Origin of the sequence: Curtobacterium sp. 314Chir4.1 (genome assembly GCF_900215175.1) — a bacterium.
GTDB lineage: Bacteria > Actinomycetota > Actinomycetes > Actinomycetales > Microbacteriaceae > Curtobacterium > Curtobacterium pusillum_A.
Genome location: NZ_OCMI01000004.1, coordinates 16,314 through 30,087 on the forward strand (window position 1 = coordinate 16,314; position 13,774 = coordinate 30,087).

Here is a 13,774-nt window from a genome sequence, read left to right on the forward strand (position 1 = left end):
GGTGCCTTTCCGTGGGGTGGATGGGGAGCCGCGTCGTTGCGGGATCGGTCGGTGGGACCTATTCGGCGGGAGCTTCGGCCTGCTCGGACTGGGCCGACGCGTCTGCGTCGTCCTTGCCCTTCGCAGCGTGCTCCGACGCACGACGCTCGGCCTTCTGAGCAGCGCGCTTGGCGTTCTGCTCGCCCTTGACGTCGGACTTGTTCTTGAGCGGGGCGATGATCATCGTCATGTTGCGGCCGTCCTGGGTCGGACGCGACTCGACGACACCGAACTCGGCGATCTCCTCGGCGAACTTCTGGAGGAGACGGACACCCTGCTCCGGACGCGACTGCTCGCGGCCACGGAAGAGGATCATCGCCTTCACCTTGTCGCCACCGAGGAGGAAGCCCTCGGCGCGCTTGCGCTTCGTCTCGTAGTCGTGCACGTCGATCTTCAGGCGGAAACGGACTTCCTTGAGGTCCGTGTTCACCTGGTTGCGACGGGCTTCCTTGGCCTTCTGAGCGGCCTCGTACTTGAACTTGCCGTAGTCCATGATCTTGGCCACGGGCGGCTTCGAGTTCGGCGCGACCTCGACCAGATCCAGCTCGGCTTCCTGCGCGAGGCGCAGTGCGACGGCGATGGGGACAACGCCGACCTGCTCGCCCTGGGGTCCGACAAGACGGACCTCGGGGACGCGGATTCGGTCGTTGGTACGGGGATCGGGAATGCGGAGCTCCTTCAATCAGGTGGTGGCCGTCCGGGGCGTTTGCCCTGGACGACGGCACGAGAGAGGAGATCTGACGCGCGGATCGTGACCCGTTCGGCAGCCGCCCGACGCCGACCCCTGCGGGACGGCCGACCGACGCGGACGCCGGTGGAGCGGTTGGGACCCGGTAGCCTGGTGGTGCACGGCCGCGGGTGGGAGAGACTCCTCTTTCACGATGCTGTTCGCCCGCCCGAAGGCGCACGGAAGCATCTGCCGCGACAGAGTCTAGCAGAGGAGCACCGTGACCGACACCCCGCCCAACGACGCCGCCGAGGAAGCACGCGACATCTCGGAGGTCCCCGCCGTCGAACTCATCAACACGGTCGCCGTGCACCTGCTGAGCGCCGCCGCGGTGAAGGTCGGGCTCGCCGATGATCCCGAGACGCAGACCGACCTCGACGAGGGCCGGAAGCTCATCACCGCCCTCGCCGGCCTCGTGACCGCGGCCGCGACCGAGATCGGCGACCAGCACGCCCGGCCGCTGCGCGACGGGCTGCGTTCCGTGCAGCTCGCCTTCCGCGAGGCGTCGTCGATCCAGGACGCCCCGGGCGCCGGTCCGGGTGAGAAGTACACGGGCCCGGTCACCTGACCGACGTGACCAGGTGACGGACTGGAGGCGCGGTGCCAGCTGGCACCGCGCCTCCAGTCCGTCATCCGGTCGCCGTCGCGAGCCGCGTGACGGCGGCGAGCGGGATGCCCACCCAGGCGGGGCGGTTCCGGGTCTCGTAGACGACCTCGTAGACGGCCTTGTCGAGTTCGAACGCGTCGAGCAGTTCGCGGTGTGCGCGGAGCTCCGTCCCCGTGCCGCGCTGGTACCCGTCCAGGAACGCCGATCGCGCGGTCCGGGCCCACTCCCCCGCGTCGACCGGCTCGTCGTCCTGTGCCAGGGCGCCGGCGACGTAGTCGAACGAGCGGAGCATGCCCGCGACGTCCCGGAGCGTGACGTCCGGGAGGGAGCGTTCGGTGAGGGGCCGGAGCGGCTCTCCCTCGAAGTCGAGGAACACCCACCCGCGTGGCGCGGGGGCGGCGAGGACCTGGCCGAGGTGCAGGTCGCCGTGGATGCGCTGCAGGTCCGGCCACGCGACCCGCTCGGCACGGGCGTACACGGCACGGACGGCGTCGACGTGCTCGGCGACGGCCGGGGCCTCGCGTGCTGCGGCGTCCAGTCGGGCGTGCATCGTCGCGATCGCTGCGGCTCGTCGGGACTCGTCGGCGGGCTCGGTCGGCAGCGCCGAGGCCAGCGTGCCGTGCACCTCGGCGAGCGCGGCGCCGAGGTGGTCCGCCTCGGTCGCGAACGAGGTGCCCTGCCGGGCGTCACGGAGTGCGACGCGCCACGCGTCCTCGAGGCCGGGCAGGAACTCCTGGGCGAACGCGAGGTGCCCGGTGGCCGATCCCCCGGCCCGACCGGTGTCGGGCCAGGAGCTGCGCAGGGCGCCGTAGACGCGCGGGACCCTGGTGCTGCCCGCCGCCGAGAGGGCGAGCTGCGTCGTGACGTCCGGGTTGTCGCCGTGGTGCAGGACCCGGAACACCTTCACGATGACCTGCTCGCCGGATTCGGTGTCGCAGATGACCGAGGTGTTCGACTGCTCGCCGCTGAGCACGCGGGACGACGACACCGTGCCGATCGGACGGAGGCTCTCCGGGTCGGCGTCGATCCGCGCGGCGAGTGCACGGATCCACTCGGGGTCGGTGGTGGCGTCCTGCAGGGCCTCGCCGTCGGTCGTCCCGACGGGTGCCTGGTAGAGGACCGGGCCGGTGGGTGCGTCGTCGATGATGAGCCGGGTGCCGTCGTGCTCGGCGATCGTGCGGAGCCGCGGCCGCGCACCCTTCGCCGTGTACCAGCGCTGGTGGGCGATCCAGCCCTCGAGCGTGCGGTCGGTGGGCTCGGCGGTGCGGTGCTCGAGTGCCTCGTCGCTCATGCAGCGAACCGTACGCGGCGGCGGCTGGACCGGTTCCGGGGGGCGTGCCGGCCGAGACCTCGCACCGTGTGAGGTGCGCAACGCAGTGTGCGCGGTACGCGACGCAGTGTGCGCGGTGTGCGACGCAGTGTGCGAGGTTCCGCGCACGGTGCGGGGCCCCGAGGGTCGCACACTACGAGGAACCTCGCACCGTGCCGACACCTCGCACCGTGCGAGGTGCGCGACGCAGTGTGCGCGGTTCCGCGCACGGTGCGGGGTCCCGAGGGTCGCACACCACCAGGAACCTCGCACCGTGCGACACCTCGCACCGTGCGAGGTGCGACCGGTGGGAGGATGACAGGGTGCCGCACTACCTCGAGGACCTCGCCGCCGGACAGACCTTCACGACCCCGGGTCGCACCATCACCGAGGCCGACGTGGTCTCGTTCGCGTCGTGGACGAACGACAACAACCAGGTCCACACCGACGTCGAGTTCGCCGCGAAGACCCGGTACGGCCAGCGGATCGTGCACGGGCTGCTCGGCACCTCGCTCTGCCTCGGCCTCATCGCCCGGACCGGGGTGTTCGAGGGGTCCGCGGTGGCACTGCTCGGCATCGACCAGTGGCGGTTCACGGCCCCGGTGTTCATCGGGGACACCCTGACGTGCGAGGTCGAGATCCTGTCCACCCGGCTGACGAGCTCCGGGAGGACCGGGATCGTCGAGCGGACGGTGTCGCTCCGGAACCAACGCGGCGAGGTCGTGCAGCAGGGGCGCATGGACGTCATGGTCCTCACGCGCGCGGCCGCGATCGGCTGACCGAGCAGACGGCCACGGTCGGCACCGCGTGCAATCGTTGCCGCCCTCTTTACAACGATGTACAAGCGCGCCAGCATGGACGCATGAGCACGCTCGACGGCACCGTCGCCGCACCTGACACCGCCCCTTCGCCGGCCCTCCCGCTCGCCTCGCGGCAGGACGGCTCGTACCCCAGGCCCCAGATGCTCCGCCGTCACTGGGCCGACCTGGACGGCACGTGGTCGTTCCGCAACGAAGGCGACGACAGCGCCTGGCGCGCGGGCTTCCCCGACGCCCGGGACATCGTCGTCCCGTTCCCGCCGGAGTCCGTGGCGTCCGGCATCGACGAGCCCGGCTTCCACCCCGTCGTCTGGTACTCCCGCACGATCACCCGCGCCGAGCTCGACGCAGCGGGCTTCGGCTCCACGGCCCCGCGCCTCGTGCTGCACTTCGGCGCCGTCGACCACCGTGCCCGGGTCTGGATCGACGGGCAGTTCATCGGCGAGCACGAGGGCGGGCACACCCCGTTCTCCTTCGACGTGACGGAAGCGCTGACGGGCGACGCCGACCCCGACGCGGTCCACACCCTCGTGGTCCGTGCCGAGGACGATCCGCACGACCTCACCCAGCCCCGCGGCAAGCAGGACTGGCACGAGGACCCGCACGCCATCTGGTACCGCCGGACCACCGGGATCTGGCAGACGGTCTGGCTCGAGGCCGTGCCGACCGCGTCGATCGAGTACCTGCGCTGGACGAACGTCGACCACGGGACCGTCCGCCTGACCGTCCGGCTCCGCGGCGAGCGCACCGGCCGCGAGCGCCTCCGTGTCGAGGCACGCTGGGACGAGCGCGACGAGCACCTCGCGACGATCGAGTCCACGCTCGGCGACACCTCGGACGAGTTCGACGTCGTGGTCCCGATCGCCCGACAGACGAACGGCCAGGCCGAGGACGAACTGCACTGGACCCCCGAAGCACCGCGGCTCGTCGACGCCACCGTCACCCTGCTCGACCGCACCGGAGCCCCGGTCGACGCCGTCGCATCGTACTTCGGCGTCCGCACGGTGGGCGTCGACGGCGGCGCCTTCCTGCTGAACGGCCGGAGCTACGACGTCCGGAGCGTCCTGAACCAGGGGTACTGGCCGGACTCGCACATCGCCGCGCCCTCCCGTGAGGCACTCCGCCGCGAGGTCGAGCTCATCAAGGAACTCGGCTTCAACGCGGCCCGCAACCACCAGAAGATCGAGGACCCGCGCTTCCTGTACTGGGCGGACCGGCTCGGCATCCTGGTGTGGGGCGAGGCCCCGGGTGCGTACGCGTTCTCCCCGCGTGCGGTGCAGCGGCTCATGCGGGAGTGGATGGACGCCGTCGAGCGCGACGCCTCGCACCCGTCGATCGTCACGTGGGTCCCGGCGAACGAGAGCTGGGGCGTGCAGCACATCGCCACCGACCCGGCACAGCAGGCCTACGCGCGGTCGCTGGCGGACGTCACGCGGGCGATCGACCCGACGCGCCCGGTGATCTCCAACGACGGGTGGGAGCACACGAACTCGGACATCATCACCATCCACGACTACGACGGCGTGGGCGAGAGCCTGGCCCGGACGTACGCCGACGACACCGCACGGTCGGAGCTCTTCCACGGGATGGGTCCGTCCGACCGGTGGGTGCTGGTCGCCGGTGCGACGGACCACGGGCAGCCGGTCATGCTGACCGAGTTCGGCGGCGTGAACTACCAGCCGGGAGCGCAGCGCGAGGACGGGTGGGGCTACACCTCGGCCACGAGCGGCGACGACTGGATCGCCCGGATCACCGCCCTGTACGACGCGATCCGCGCGAGCTCGTTCCTGGCGGGCTCCTGCTACACGCAGCTGACGGACACGATGCAGGAGACGAACGGCCTGCTGAACGCCGACCGCACCCCGAAGGTGCCGATCGAGCAGATCCGACGGGCGATCACGGGTCGCTGACGCGACGCGGACGGCCTGGAGGCGCGCCTTCAGGTGAGCAGGAATGGTCGGGTCCCGTAGACGGACCCGACCACTGCTGCTCACTCGACGCGCAGGTCGGCGCGGGCAGTGGACGTGGGAGGATCGCCCGGTGACCAGCGCTGCGGAGACGACCCGCGCCTCCAGGCCGGCCCTGGACGCGCGCCACAGCGCGTGGACCACTCCCCTGCTGCTGTGGCTGGCGTCCCGCGTCGTCAGCACGGCGCTGCTCGCGACGGTGTACGTCGTCGCGACCGCGAACGGGTGGACCTTCGCCTCGTACCGGCGTGACGCGTCGTTCTTCACCTTCTCGGGCTCGTGGGACGCGTCGTTCTACCGGATCATCGCGGAGCACGGGTACCCGACGACCCTGCCGCTCGACGACGCCGGGCACGTCGCCCCGAACGCCTGGGCGTTCCTCCCGGTGTTCCCCGCATTCGTGCGCGCGGTGATGCCCCTGACGGGCGGGTCGTTCTGGGTCGCCGGCGTCCTGGTGTCGGCGCTCGCCGGGGCTGGGGCGTGCGTGCTGCTGTACCGGCTCGTCCTCGCGGTGGGCTGCTCGCACCGGGCACGCTGGGCGACCGCGCTCTTCGCGTTCGCACCGACCGGGTTCCTGCTGCAGGTCGCCTACGCCGAGAGCACCTTCCTGCTGCTGCTCTTCGGGGCGCTGCTCGCCCTGGTGCGTCGGCGGTACTGGCTCGTGGCGCCGCTCGGGCTCGTCGCTGCGTTCACGAAGCCGGGCGTGCTCGCGCTGGCCGTGGCGCTCGCCGTCCATCTCGTCGTGCGGTGGGTGCAGGAGCGCCGGGCGCTCCCCGTCCGGGACGCCGTGGCGATCGTCGTGTCGGGTCTGGTGGTGGCAGCGGCGGGACTGGCGTGGCCGGTGATCGCCTCCGCGGTGACCGGTCGACCGAACGCGTACCTCGACACCGAGCTGTCGTGGTGGGTGGGGTTCGTCGGCCGGCAGCACTTCGCGCCGCTGACCCCGTGGTTCACGATGGCGGGGACGTGGCTCGGGCCGCTCGGGATCGTGCTCGTGGTCGCCGTGCTGGCGGGTGCGGTGTGGTTCTGGCGGCGGCGCGACGTCCGGGCGCTCGGGGTCGACGTGTGGGCGTTCACGGCGTCGTACGGGCTGTACCTCGTCGCCGTGTTCCTGCCGCAGCAGAGCCTGCCGCGGCTGCTCATGCCGATGGCGCCGCTGCTCGGGTCGGACGTGTTCGTGCGGACGCGCCGGCGGGCCGTCACGTGGCTCGTGGTCGGGGTGTGCCTGCAGCCCGTGGCGATCGTGCTGCTCTGGTTCCTCGGGTACCCGTGACGCGGTGCGCGGCCGCCGCGGAGCGAGGGCGGCCGGGCGGTGTGTGCCACCGCCTCCGCTGCCGCTCGCACAACCAAAGTCGTTCGGCGCCGCGCACTTCCGCGGTTCGACCGGACTTCCGTGGTGCGCAGCCACGCCGAACCGGATGTGGGCGACCGACGAGCCGTGCGGACCGGACGGGCTACGCGTCGAACGTGTGGAACCAGGCGGTGCCGCCCGGGTGCTGCACGGTGATCATCTCGTCGAGGTCGCGGTACGGGCCGTCCTGGTTGTGGCTCGCCGACTTGATGCGGATGGTGCCGTCGGGCTCCGTGAAGACCTCGGACACGATCGTGGTGTGGTCCGGCGAGTCGTTGTCGTTCCAGTCGTAGAACACGATGTCGCCGACCTTCACCTTGTCGCGCTCGTCGAGGGAACGGCGGGTGAGACCGAACTCGGCGGCGTTCGTCGTCAGCCACGGGTCCATCGTCGGGCAGTACGTCCACGTCGCCGAGTGCTCCGCTCCGGCCGAGCGGTTGTACCAGTCGGAGCGCTGCTCCCACCCGCGGGCGATCAGGGTCTGCGACACGTAGTTCGCGCAGTCGCCGCCGATCGGGTTCATGGTGCCGTACTCGGCCAGGTTGTAGTCCTTCCAGTGCGCCATCGCGTACTGGAGCTGCCGGTCGACGTCCGTCAGCGCGGCGTACGCCAGGGTCGAGGTCGCCACCGCCGTCGAGGCATCCGGCACCGGAGCGGCGGTCGGCGTGGGCGTGGCGGTCGCGGAGTCCTGCGTCGCTCCGGTCTGCCCGTCGTTCGCTGCACTGCCGTTGCCGTCCGACGACTGGTTCGCCGACGGTGACGGCGTGATCGCCGACGTGAAGAGCGCCACGTCCGCGGAGCCCGCCGTGTACATCGCCTGGTGCGGTGCCGTGAAGGTCACCTTCGTCGCCGTGGCCTGCACGTCGCGTGCCGCGATCCCGCCGACCGTGACGCCCTTGACGGCCGCCAGCCCGGTGCCAGCGACCGTGATCGTCACACCGCCGGCGAGCGGGACCTGCGCGGGGCTGACCGACTTCGCGACGGGCTTCGCGGTCGGGGTCGCGCTGCCCGTCCCGCTGCCGCCGTGGTCCTTGCCCGCGCCCTTGCCGTCGTCACCGGAGGAGCACGCTGCAACGGCGAGCCCGATCCCGGTCACCCCGGCGAGGGACAGCAGGGAACGGCGCGTGAACGAAGCAGTCATGGTGCTTCCCAGGGTAGGCGACGACACGGCATGATCTCTGGCAGGAACCACCGTCGAGAGGATCAGACCCGATGCCCGAGAGCCACGACTTCTTCGTCGCAGCCGACCCCGAGACCGTCCGCGCCCGAGTCCGCGGCGCCCTCGCCCGCGAGGGCTACACCGTCGAGGACGGCGAGCAGGGAGCCCTGCGCGCCACCCGCGGCAGCCTGGGCCTGACGCTGCTCATCGGCGGCATGGCGAACGACCGCACCTTCCACACCCGCCTCGACGTGCAGATCATGGTCGCTCCGGACGGGAGGACGGTCGCCCGGCTGCTCCGCGGCTCCGGGAAGTCCGCGATCAAGGGCGGTGCGCTCGGGATCTCGCGTGGCAACCGCGCGTTCGAGCAGGCCGCCAACGCGATCCACACCGATCTGGCGCAGGCGGGCGTCCTGACGGAGAGCGTCCCCGGCTGACGCCCACGGACGCCGCAACGAGAGAAGGCCACCCGATCGGGTGGCCTTCTGTCGTGGAGTGGAGCTAAGGGGATTCGAACCCCTGACCTTCTCATTGCGAACGAGACGCGCTACCAACTGCGCCATAGCCCCAAGGACTCGACCACACTAGCACCCGCGTCCGCCCGAGCCGAAATCGAGTGGTCACACGGCGCGGCGGCGACGCATGATCGCGTCGAGGTCCGCCTGCTCGTAGGCGTCCTCGCCGAGGACCCCCATGCCGGCCCACTTGCTCGGCGGCGCGGGAGGCTCGGTCGGCGCCGGGTTCTCCGGCGCAGCGGCAGCGGGCGACGCGGGCGCGCGCAGCCCCAACCGCTCAGCGAGTCGCCCCTGGTCGTGCGCCGACAGCGACGCGACGGCTTCCTCGACGTCCGGACGCATCTGCGACACCCGAGCGAGCGACGGGTCGGTCTCGGCAGCGCGGATCGCGGCGGCCTCTGCTTCGGCCTGCGCCTTGGCCTCGGCGACGCGCTCCTTCAGCCGCGCGGCCAGCTCGGCAGCGGACTCCGGCGACGCAACCGGAGCGGTGGGACGTTCGACGTACAGCGGCTTCGGGACACGGTTCGGCGTCCAGCTCCGGTCGCGCGCGGGCTCCGCGGGCTGCTCGGTGGACAGCGGCGGCGCCGGGTCCGTCCACTCGCGCGTCGGCCTGGAGGCACGGCTCGCCTCCGGCACGGCCGTCGCGGTCCGCGCCTTCCGCGCCGTCGCGACCTGGTGCAGCTGGGCGAGGACCGCTGCGGATCCACCCGCGGCGACGAGGCCGGCGACACCGACCAGCCAAGCGGCGGGTGCCGCGACGAAGACGACGATCGCGACGACGATGCCGAGCGTCCCGAGCAGGGTCGCGCCCAGGCGGGAACGCCGCATCCGCATCGCGGTGAGCGCGGGGACAGAGGACGCACGCTCGAGGACGGGAGCCTGCTCGGCGAGCCGACGGGTGATCTCCCGCTGACGGGCGGCCTCGTGGGCACGGACGATCGCGGTGCGCTTCGCCTCCTCCGACTTCGCGACGCGCTGCGCCTCGGCGAGGGACTTGGCGTTCATCTCGACGCGGACCTCGTCCGGCAGCTCGGCCGTCTGGGCGAGGATGCGGAGGGTCTGCTGCAGGCGGATCGCGTTCCGTTCGGTGGCGAGGTACTGCCGCCGGGCCGCCCAGGACGGCATGAGGTAGACGAGCCAGAGCACGGCCGCGATGAGCAGGACGATGCCGCCGCCCCAGGAGCCGATACCTGCCATGGGGACACGGTAGGGGCGGGCGTTCCCCTGGCAGGTGATTGCCGGACGCGTGTTGCGCGTGTCGTGACGAAATCACGGGAGGCGAGCCGCGCCTCCAGTCCGCTCGGTGGGACGAGGCGGACGGGACCGCCGGGTCAGACGCGGGGCGTCGTGTGCAGCGGCAACGCCGCCTCGTCGCGGGCGGCGAGCGGCACGCTGCCGACACCGGGCGGGACCATCCCGCGGACCCAGCGTTCGAGGACGCCCTCGCGGACCTCCTCGGCGACGAGGGCGAAGCAGAAGTGGTCGCGCCAGTCGCCGTTGATGTGGATGTACCGGCGACGCAGGCCCTCGTACCGGAAGCCGAGCTTCTCGACCACCCGCAGCGACGGTGCGTTCTCCGGACGGATGCAGATCTCGATGCGGTGGATGCCGACGACGCGGAAGCAGTGGTCGACCGCCATCGCGACGGCGATCGGCGTGACGTTGTGACCGGCGGCGTCCTCGACCACCCAGTAGCCGATCGAGGCGCTGGCGAGGGAGCCGTACGTGATGCCGGAGACGTTCAGCTGGCCGACGAACCGGCCGTCGAGCTCCATGGCGAACGGCAGACCGAGACCCGCGCGGGCGTTGGCCTGGAGCGCGCGGATGCTGCCGCGGACGTCGGTGGAGACGTGTCCGGAGGGGTTCGTGGCCTCCCACGTGCGGAGCCACGACCGGTTGGTGGCGAGCGCGACGTCGAGGTCGCGGCTGTCGCGCAGGCGGAGGGGCCGGATGGTGACCCGCCCGTGGGACAGGGTCGGGATCGTCGTCATCGCGCTGGTTCCTCCGGGGGCGTCGAACGGGCCCGGGGTGGTTCCCCCGGACCCGTTCGGCGACGGGTCGACTATTCGCCCGCGTTGAACTCCTTCAGCCACGACTTGAGGTCGGGGCCGAGGTCCTCGCGGTCCGAGGCGAGCTGGACGATCGCCTTGATGTAGTCGAGTTTGTCACCCGTGTCGTACCGGCGTCCACGGAACACGACGCCGTACACGCCGCCGGTCCACTCCTCGGCGCTCGCCATCTTCATGAGCGCGTCGGTCAGCTGGATCTCGCCGCCCTTGCCCGGCTCCTGCTTCTCGAGGACGTCGAAGACCTCGGGGCGGATGACGTAGCGGCCGATGATGGCCAGGTTCGAGGGCGCCTCGCCCTGTGCCGGCTTCTCGACGAGGCCGGTGATCTTCACGACGTCGTCGGTGTCGGTCGGCTCGACGGTCGCGATGCCGTAGAGGTGGGTCTGCGACTCCGGGACCTCGAGCAGCGCGACGACGGTGGCGTTCTTCTCGCCCTGGACCTCGATCATGCGCTGGAGCAGCGGGTCACGGGCGTCGATGATGTCGTCACCGAGGAGCACGGCGAACGGCTCGCGGCCGACGTGCATCTTGGCGCGGAGCACCGCGTGGCCGAGGCCGAGCGGGTCGCCCTGACGGACGTAGTGCATGTCGGCGAGGTCCGTGGACTGGTTCACCTTCTGCAGCTTTTCGTGGTCGCCCTTCTTCTTGAGGGTCTCCTCGAGCTCGGACACGTGGTCGAAGTGGTTCTCGAGCGCGTTCTTGTTGCGCCCCGTGATCATGAGCACGTCGGTGAGGCCCGCGCCGACTGCCTCTTCCACCACGTACTGGATGGCCGGCTTGTCGACGACGGGGAGCATCTCCTTCGGCATCGCCTTGGTGGCGGGGAGGAAGCGCGTGCCCAGGCCGGCGGCGGGGATCACGGCTTTCGAAATCTGGAAGCCCATGCCTGTGACGGTATCGGATGACCCCTGGACGGGGCATGTCGTCGCTACGGAGGACACGGCTTCGCGCGGCCGGCGGCGGGAAGCCGCAACGGACACCCTCGGTAGACTCCTGCGCATGATCGCCGATCTCGGGAACGAGAAACGTGCCCTGCGAGCCGACCTCCGGCAGCGGCGGCGCACCCGGACCACGACCGAACGCGACGCCGACACGGAGGCGCTCACCGCCACCCTCCAGCGCTTCGCCGAGGAACGGCAGGTCGAGTCGATCGCGCTGTACCTCTCGGCACCCGAGGAACCGAACGTCCGGCCGTTCCTCAACTGGGCCTACTCGCGTGGTGTGCGCGTCCTGCTGCCGATCACCCGCGAGGACGGCCTGCTCGACTGGGCCGTCGGCGACGGGACGTCCGAGACCGAGGGCCTGGCCGGCATGCCCGAGGTCGTCGGCGAGGTGCTCTCACCGCTGGCGATCAACGACGTCGACGCGATCCTCACCCCCGCCGCCGCGGTCGGGCACGACGGCGTCAGGATGGGCTGGGGACGCGGCTACTACGACAAGACCCTCGGGTCGATGGCGAACCGCCCGCCCGTCTATGCTGTGATCTTCGACGCGGAGTACCTCGACGAGGTCCCGCGCGAACCCCACGACGAACCCGTCGACGGCATCATCACGCCATCGCGCATCATCACCTTCCGGAGCTAGGGTGCCCACCTACTCGTACCGCTGCACGGAGTGCGGCAACGCCTTCGACGTCAAGCAGTCGTTCTCCGACGCCACGCTCACCGAGTGCCCGGCGTGCGGGGGCGCGCTGCGCAAGGTCTTCTCGCCGGTCGGGGTGACCTTCAACGGGGGCGGCTTCTACCGCACGGACTCCCGGGCCACCCCCAAGGCGGAGAGCGGCTCGTCCGGATCGTCGTCGACGCCCGCGCCCGCGAAGACCGAGTCGAAGCCGAGCACGCCGGCCCCGTCGAAGCCCGCCGCGTCCTGACCCGGGCGCCGACTCCTCGGTAGGTTTGTGGGGTCGCCGACCGGCGGCCGTCCTCGACCCGGAAGGAGTCCCGTGAAGGGCTTCAAGGAGTTCCTGCTCCGCGGCAACGTCATCGACCTGGCCGTCGCAGTCGTCATCGGTGCTGCGTTCACCGCCATCGTCACCGCCATCGTCAACGCGCTGATCAACCCGCTCATCGGTGCGGTCTTCAACGCGTCGAGCCTGGACAAGGCACTCATCGTGCACATCCCGACCGTCTCCGGGGGTGACGCGAAGCTCATGTTCGGCGCGATCATCGGCGCCGCGCTCAACTTCGTCATCGTGGCGGCCGTGGTGTACTTCGCGCTGGTCCTCCCCGTGAACCACCTCAAGAAGGTCGCGTTCGAGCGGGTCAAGAACGACGAGGAGCAGACGCCGCAGGACGTCCCGCCGACCGACGTCGAGGTGCTGCTCGAGATCCGCGACCTGCTCCGTTCGCAGAACGGCGTGCCCACGTCGACGGGATCCGGCGCGCACGTCGCACCGTCGACCGCGCCCGAGGGTCCCGGCATCGGCGGCACGACGAAGCTGTAGGCGCTTCCGCACAACCAAAGCCCGCTCGCGCCACGCAATCGCGCGGTGCGAGCGGGTTTTGGTCGTGCGGCGGCGGGCCGAACCGCGGAACTCGGGGATCCGCCCGCAGGGCCTCAGCGCGCGGCGGTCACGCGGCGGCGCTTGGCGAACATCGCGATGGCGTACTGGATGCCGGCGAGCACGTGGCCGACGGTGCCGAGGTAGACGAACACCAGGGCGACGACGCGGACCCACGGGGCGTTCTCGTCGACCGTGTGCACGGCGGAGAACAGCAGCACCGGGAGCCCGACGAACAGCAGCGCCGAGCGGATCTTGCCCGTCCAGGTCACGTCGAGGTCCGGGTTGCCGTGGAACAGCACGCTCGAGAGCACGACGAGCACCAGGTCGACGAGCACGACGACGGCCACGACCCACCACGGCAGCAGTCCGGTGAGCACCAGGGACAGCACGATCGCGATGATCGCCAGACGGTCGGCGACGGGGTCGATCGCCTTGCCGAGCTTCGAGCCCTGGTCGAACCTCCGGGCGATGAAGCCGTCCGCCCAGTCGCTCACGCCGATGACGACGAGGGCGACGAGCGCCCACCCGGGGTGTCCGGCGACGACGAGCCACACGAAGACCGGGATCAGCAGGAGCCGGAACAGCGAGATCAGGTTCGGCCAGGTCTGCCAGTCGGGGCGCTCCCGCACGGTGTCAGTCATCTCCGGAAATGCTACCTGGTCACCAGTGCGGGGGGACGTCCCGCCGGAGCTGGTCGTCGTTCTCCCCGT

General features: G+C 71.2%; 15 protein-coding genes and 1 tRNA gene. 8 read left to right on the top strand and 8 right to left on the bottom strand.

The features are described 5' to 3' along the window. Positions 1 to 58 precede the first annotated feature (58 nt). Positions 59 to 721, bottom strand: a complete 663-nt coding sequence (gene infC, locus CRP27_RS12835; protein ID WP_097181090.1) for a translation initiation factor IF-3 — start codon at positions 719 to 721, stop codon at positions 59 to 61. Positions 722 to 986: 265 nt separating this feature from the next. Here infC and CRP27_RS12840 point away from each other — a divergent pair, with 265 nt between their 5' ends. Then, positions 987 to 1,334 (top strand): DUF1844 domain-containing protein, encoded by a 348-nt coding sequence (locus CRP27_RS12840; RefSeq protein ID WP_097181091.1) that lies wholly within the window; start codon positions 987 to 989, stop codon positions 1,332 to 1,334. Between the two features lie 61 nt (positions 1,335 to 1,395). Here CRP27_RS12840 and CRP27_RS12845 read toward each other — a convergent pair whose 3' ends face one another. Continuing rightward, positions 1,396 to 2,664 carry a phosphotransferase gene (locus tag CRP27_RS12845; RefSeq protein ID WP_097181092.1) on the bottom strand — a complete coding sequence of 423 codons (1,269 nt, stop codon included), beginning with the start codon at positions 2,662 to 2,664 and terminating at the stop codon, positions 1,396 to 1,398. A 341-nt stretch (positions 2,665 to 3,005) separates the two neighbouring features. Between CRP27_RS12845 and CRP27_RS12850 the strand changes: the two genes are divergently transcribed. The 3 genes from CRP27_RS12850 to CRP27_RS12860 all read left to right on the top strand — a co-directional run bounded on the left by CRP27_RS12850 (position 3,006) and on the right by CRP27_RS12860 (position 6,740). Then, positions 3,006 to 3,461, top strand: coding sequence for a MaoC/PaaZ C-terminal domain-containing protein (locus CRP27_RS12850; protein ID WP_097181093.1), 456 nt, complete (start codon positions 3,006 to 3,008; stop codon positions 3,459 to 3,461). An 83-nt stretch (positions 3,462 to 3,544) separates the two neighbouring features. Further along, positions 3,545 to 5,410, top strand: coding sequence for a glycoside hydrolase family 2 protein (locus tag CRP27_RS12855; protein ID WP_097181094.1), 1,866 nt, complete (start codon positions 3,545 to 3,547; stop codon positions 5,408 to 5,410). Positions 5,411 to 5,540: 130 nt separating this feature from the next. Next, a complete protein-coding gene (locus CRP27_RS12860) occupies positions 5,541 to 6,740 on the top strand; it encodes a hypothetical protein (RefSeq protein WP_176505599.1) in 1,200 nt (399 codons plus the stop codon). A gap of 181 nt (positions 6,741 to 6,921) precedes the next feature. On the opposite strand, the gene CRP27_RS12865 is transcribed toward CRP27_RS12860, so the two are convergent. Next, positions 6,922 to 7,959, bottom strand: a complete 1,038-nt coding sequence (locus tag CRP27_RS12865) for an amidase domain-containing protein (protein ID WP_176505600.1) — start codon at positions 7,957 to 7,959, stop codon at positions 6,922 to 6,924. A 71-nt stretch (positions 7,960 to 8,030) separates the two neighbouring features. Here CRP27_RS12865 and CRP27_RS12870 point away from each other — a divergent pair, with 71 nt between their 5' ends. Beyond that, a complete protein-coding gene (locus CRP27_RS12870; protein ID WP_097181095.1) occupies positions 8,031 to 8,414 on the top strand; it encodes a hypothetical protein in 384 nt (127 codons plus the stop codon). A gap of 59 nt (positions 8,415 to 8,473) precedes the next feature. Here CRP27_RS12870 and CRP27_RS12875 read toward each other — a convergent pair. The 4 genes from CRP27_RS12875 to galU all read right to left on the bottom strand — a co-directional run bounded on the left by CRP27_RS12875 (position 8,474) and on the right by galU (position 11,445). Continuing rightward, a tRNA-Ala gene (locus CRP27_RS12875) sits at positions 8,474 to 8,546 on the bottom strand. 51 nt (positions 8,547 to 8,597) lie between these two features. After that, the gene (locus tag CRP27_RS12880) at positions 8,598 to 9,689 is read right to left on the bottom strand and encodes a hypothetical protein (RefSeq protein WP_097181096.1); all 1,092 of its coding nucleotides are present in this window, start codon (positions 9,687 to 9,689) and stop codon (positions 8,598 to 8,600) included. 134 nt (positions 9,690 to 9,823) lie between these two features. Then, positions 9,824 to 10,483 (bottom strand): GNAT family N-acetyltransferase, encoded by a 660-nt coding sequence (locus CRP27_RS12885; RefSeq protein ID WP_079237167.1) that lies wholly within the window; start codon positions 10,481 to 10,483, stop codon positions 9,824 to 9,826. A 71-nt stretch (positions 10,484 to 10,554) separates the two neighbouring features. Continuing rightward, positions 10,555 to 11,445, bottom strand: coding sequence for a UTP--glucose-1-phosphate uridylyltransferase GalU (gene galU, locus CRP27_RS12890; RefSeq protein ID WP_079237168.1), 891 nt, complete (start codon positions 11,443 to 11,445; stop codon positions 10,555 to 10,557). A 115-nt stretch (positions 11,446 to 11,560) separates the two neighbouring features. On the opposite strand from galU, the gene CRP27_RS12895 reads away from it, so the two are divergent. From CRP27_RS12895 to mscL, 3 genes are all read left to right on the top strand, one after another. Continuing rightward, positions 11,561 to 12,145, top strand: coding sequence for a 5-formyltetrahydrofolate cyclo-ligase (locus CRP27_RS12895; RefSeq protein WP_079237169.1), 585 nt, complete (start codon positions 11,561 to 11,563; stop codon positions 12,143 to 12,145). Between the two features lies 1 nt (position 12,146). Next, positions 12,147 to 12,431, top strand: coding sequence for an FmdB family zinc ribbon protein (locus CRP27_RS12900; protein WP_097181097.1), 285 nt, complete (start codon positions 12,147 to 12,149; stop codon positions 12,429 to 12,431). Positions 12,432 to 12,503: 72 nt separating this feature from the next. Next, positions 12,504 to 13,004 carry a large conductance mechanosensitive channel protein MscL gene (mscL, locus tag CRP27_RS12905; RefSeq protein ID WP_079237171.1) on the top strand — a complete coding sequence of 167 codons (501 nt, stop codon included), beginning with the start codon at positions 12,504 to 12,506 and terminating at the stop codon, positions 13,002 to 13,004. A gap of 113 nt (positions 13,005 to 13,117) precedes the next feature. Here mscL and CRP27_RS12910 read toward each other — a convergent pair whose 3' ends face one another. Then, positions 13,118 to 13,705, bottom strand: a complete 588-nt coding sequence (locus CRP27_RS12910; protein WP_097181098.1) for a CDP-alcohol phosphatidyltransferase family protein — start codon at positions 13,703 to 13,705, stop codon at positions 13,118 to 13,120. Between the last annotated feature and the right edge of the window lie 69 nt (positions 13,706 to 13,774).

What these genes read in the sequence shown, in the direction of transcription:
- CRP27_RS12880 (WP_097181096.1), bottom strand. Translation starts at nt 9,689, where the DNA reads ATGGCAGGTATCGGCTCCTGGGGCGGCGGCATCGTCCTGCTCATCGCG.
- CRP27_RS12895 (WP_079237169.1), top strand. Translation starts at nt 11,561, where the DNA reads ATGATCGCCGATCTCGGGAACGAGAAACGTGCCCTGCGAGCCGACCTC.
- galU (WP_079237168.1), bottom strand. Translation starts at nt 11,445, where the DNA reads ATGGGCTTCCAGATTTCGAAAGCCGTGATCCCCGCCGCCGGCCTGGGC.
- CRP27_RS12845 (WP_097181092.1), bottom strand. Translation starts at nt 2,664, where the DNA reads ATGAGCGACGAGGCACTCGAGCACCGCACCGCCGAGCCCACCGACCGC.
- CRP27_RS12855 (WP_097181094.1), top strand. Translation starts at nt 3,545, where the DNA reads ATGAGCACGCTCGACGGCACCGTCGCCGCACCTGACACCGCCCCTTCG.
- CRP27_RS12865 (WP_176505600.1), bottom strand. Translation starts at nt 7,959, where the DNA reads ATGACTGCTTCGTTCACGCGCCGTTCCCTGCTGTCCCTCGCCGGGGTG.
- CRP27_RS12885 (WP_079237167.1), bottom strand. Translation starts at nt 10,483, where the DNA reads ATGACGACGATCCCGACCCTGTCCCACGGGCGGGTCACCATCCGGCCC.
- CRP27_RS12910 (WP_097181098.1), bottom strand. Translation starts at nt 13,705, where the DNA reads ATGACTGACACCGTGCGGGAGCGCCCCGACTGGCAGACCTGGCCGAAC.
- CRP27_RS12870 (WP_097181095.1), top strand. Translation starts at nt 8,031, where the DNA reads ATGCCCGAGAGCCACGACTTCTTCGTCGCAGCCGACCCCGAGACCGTC.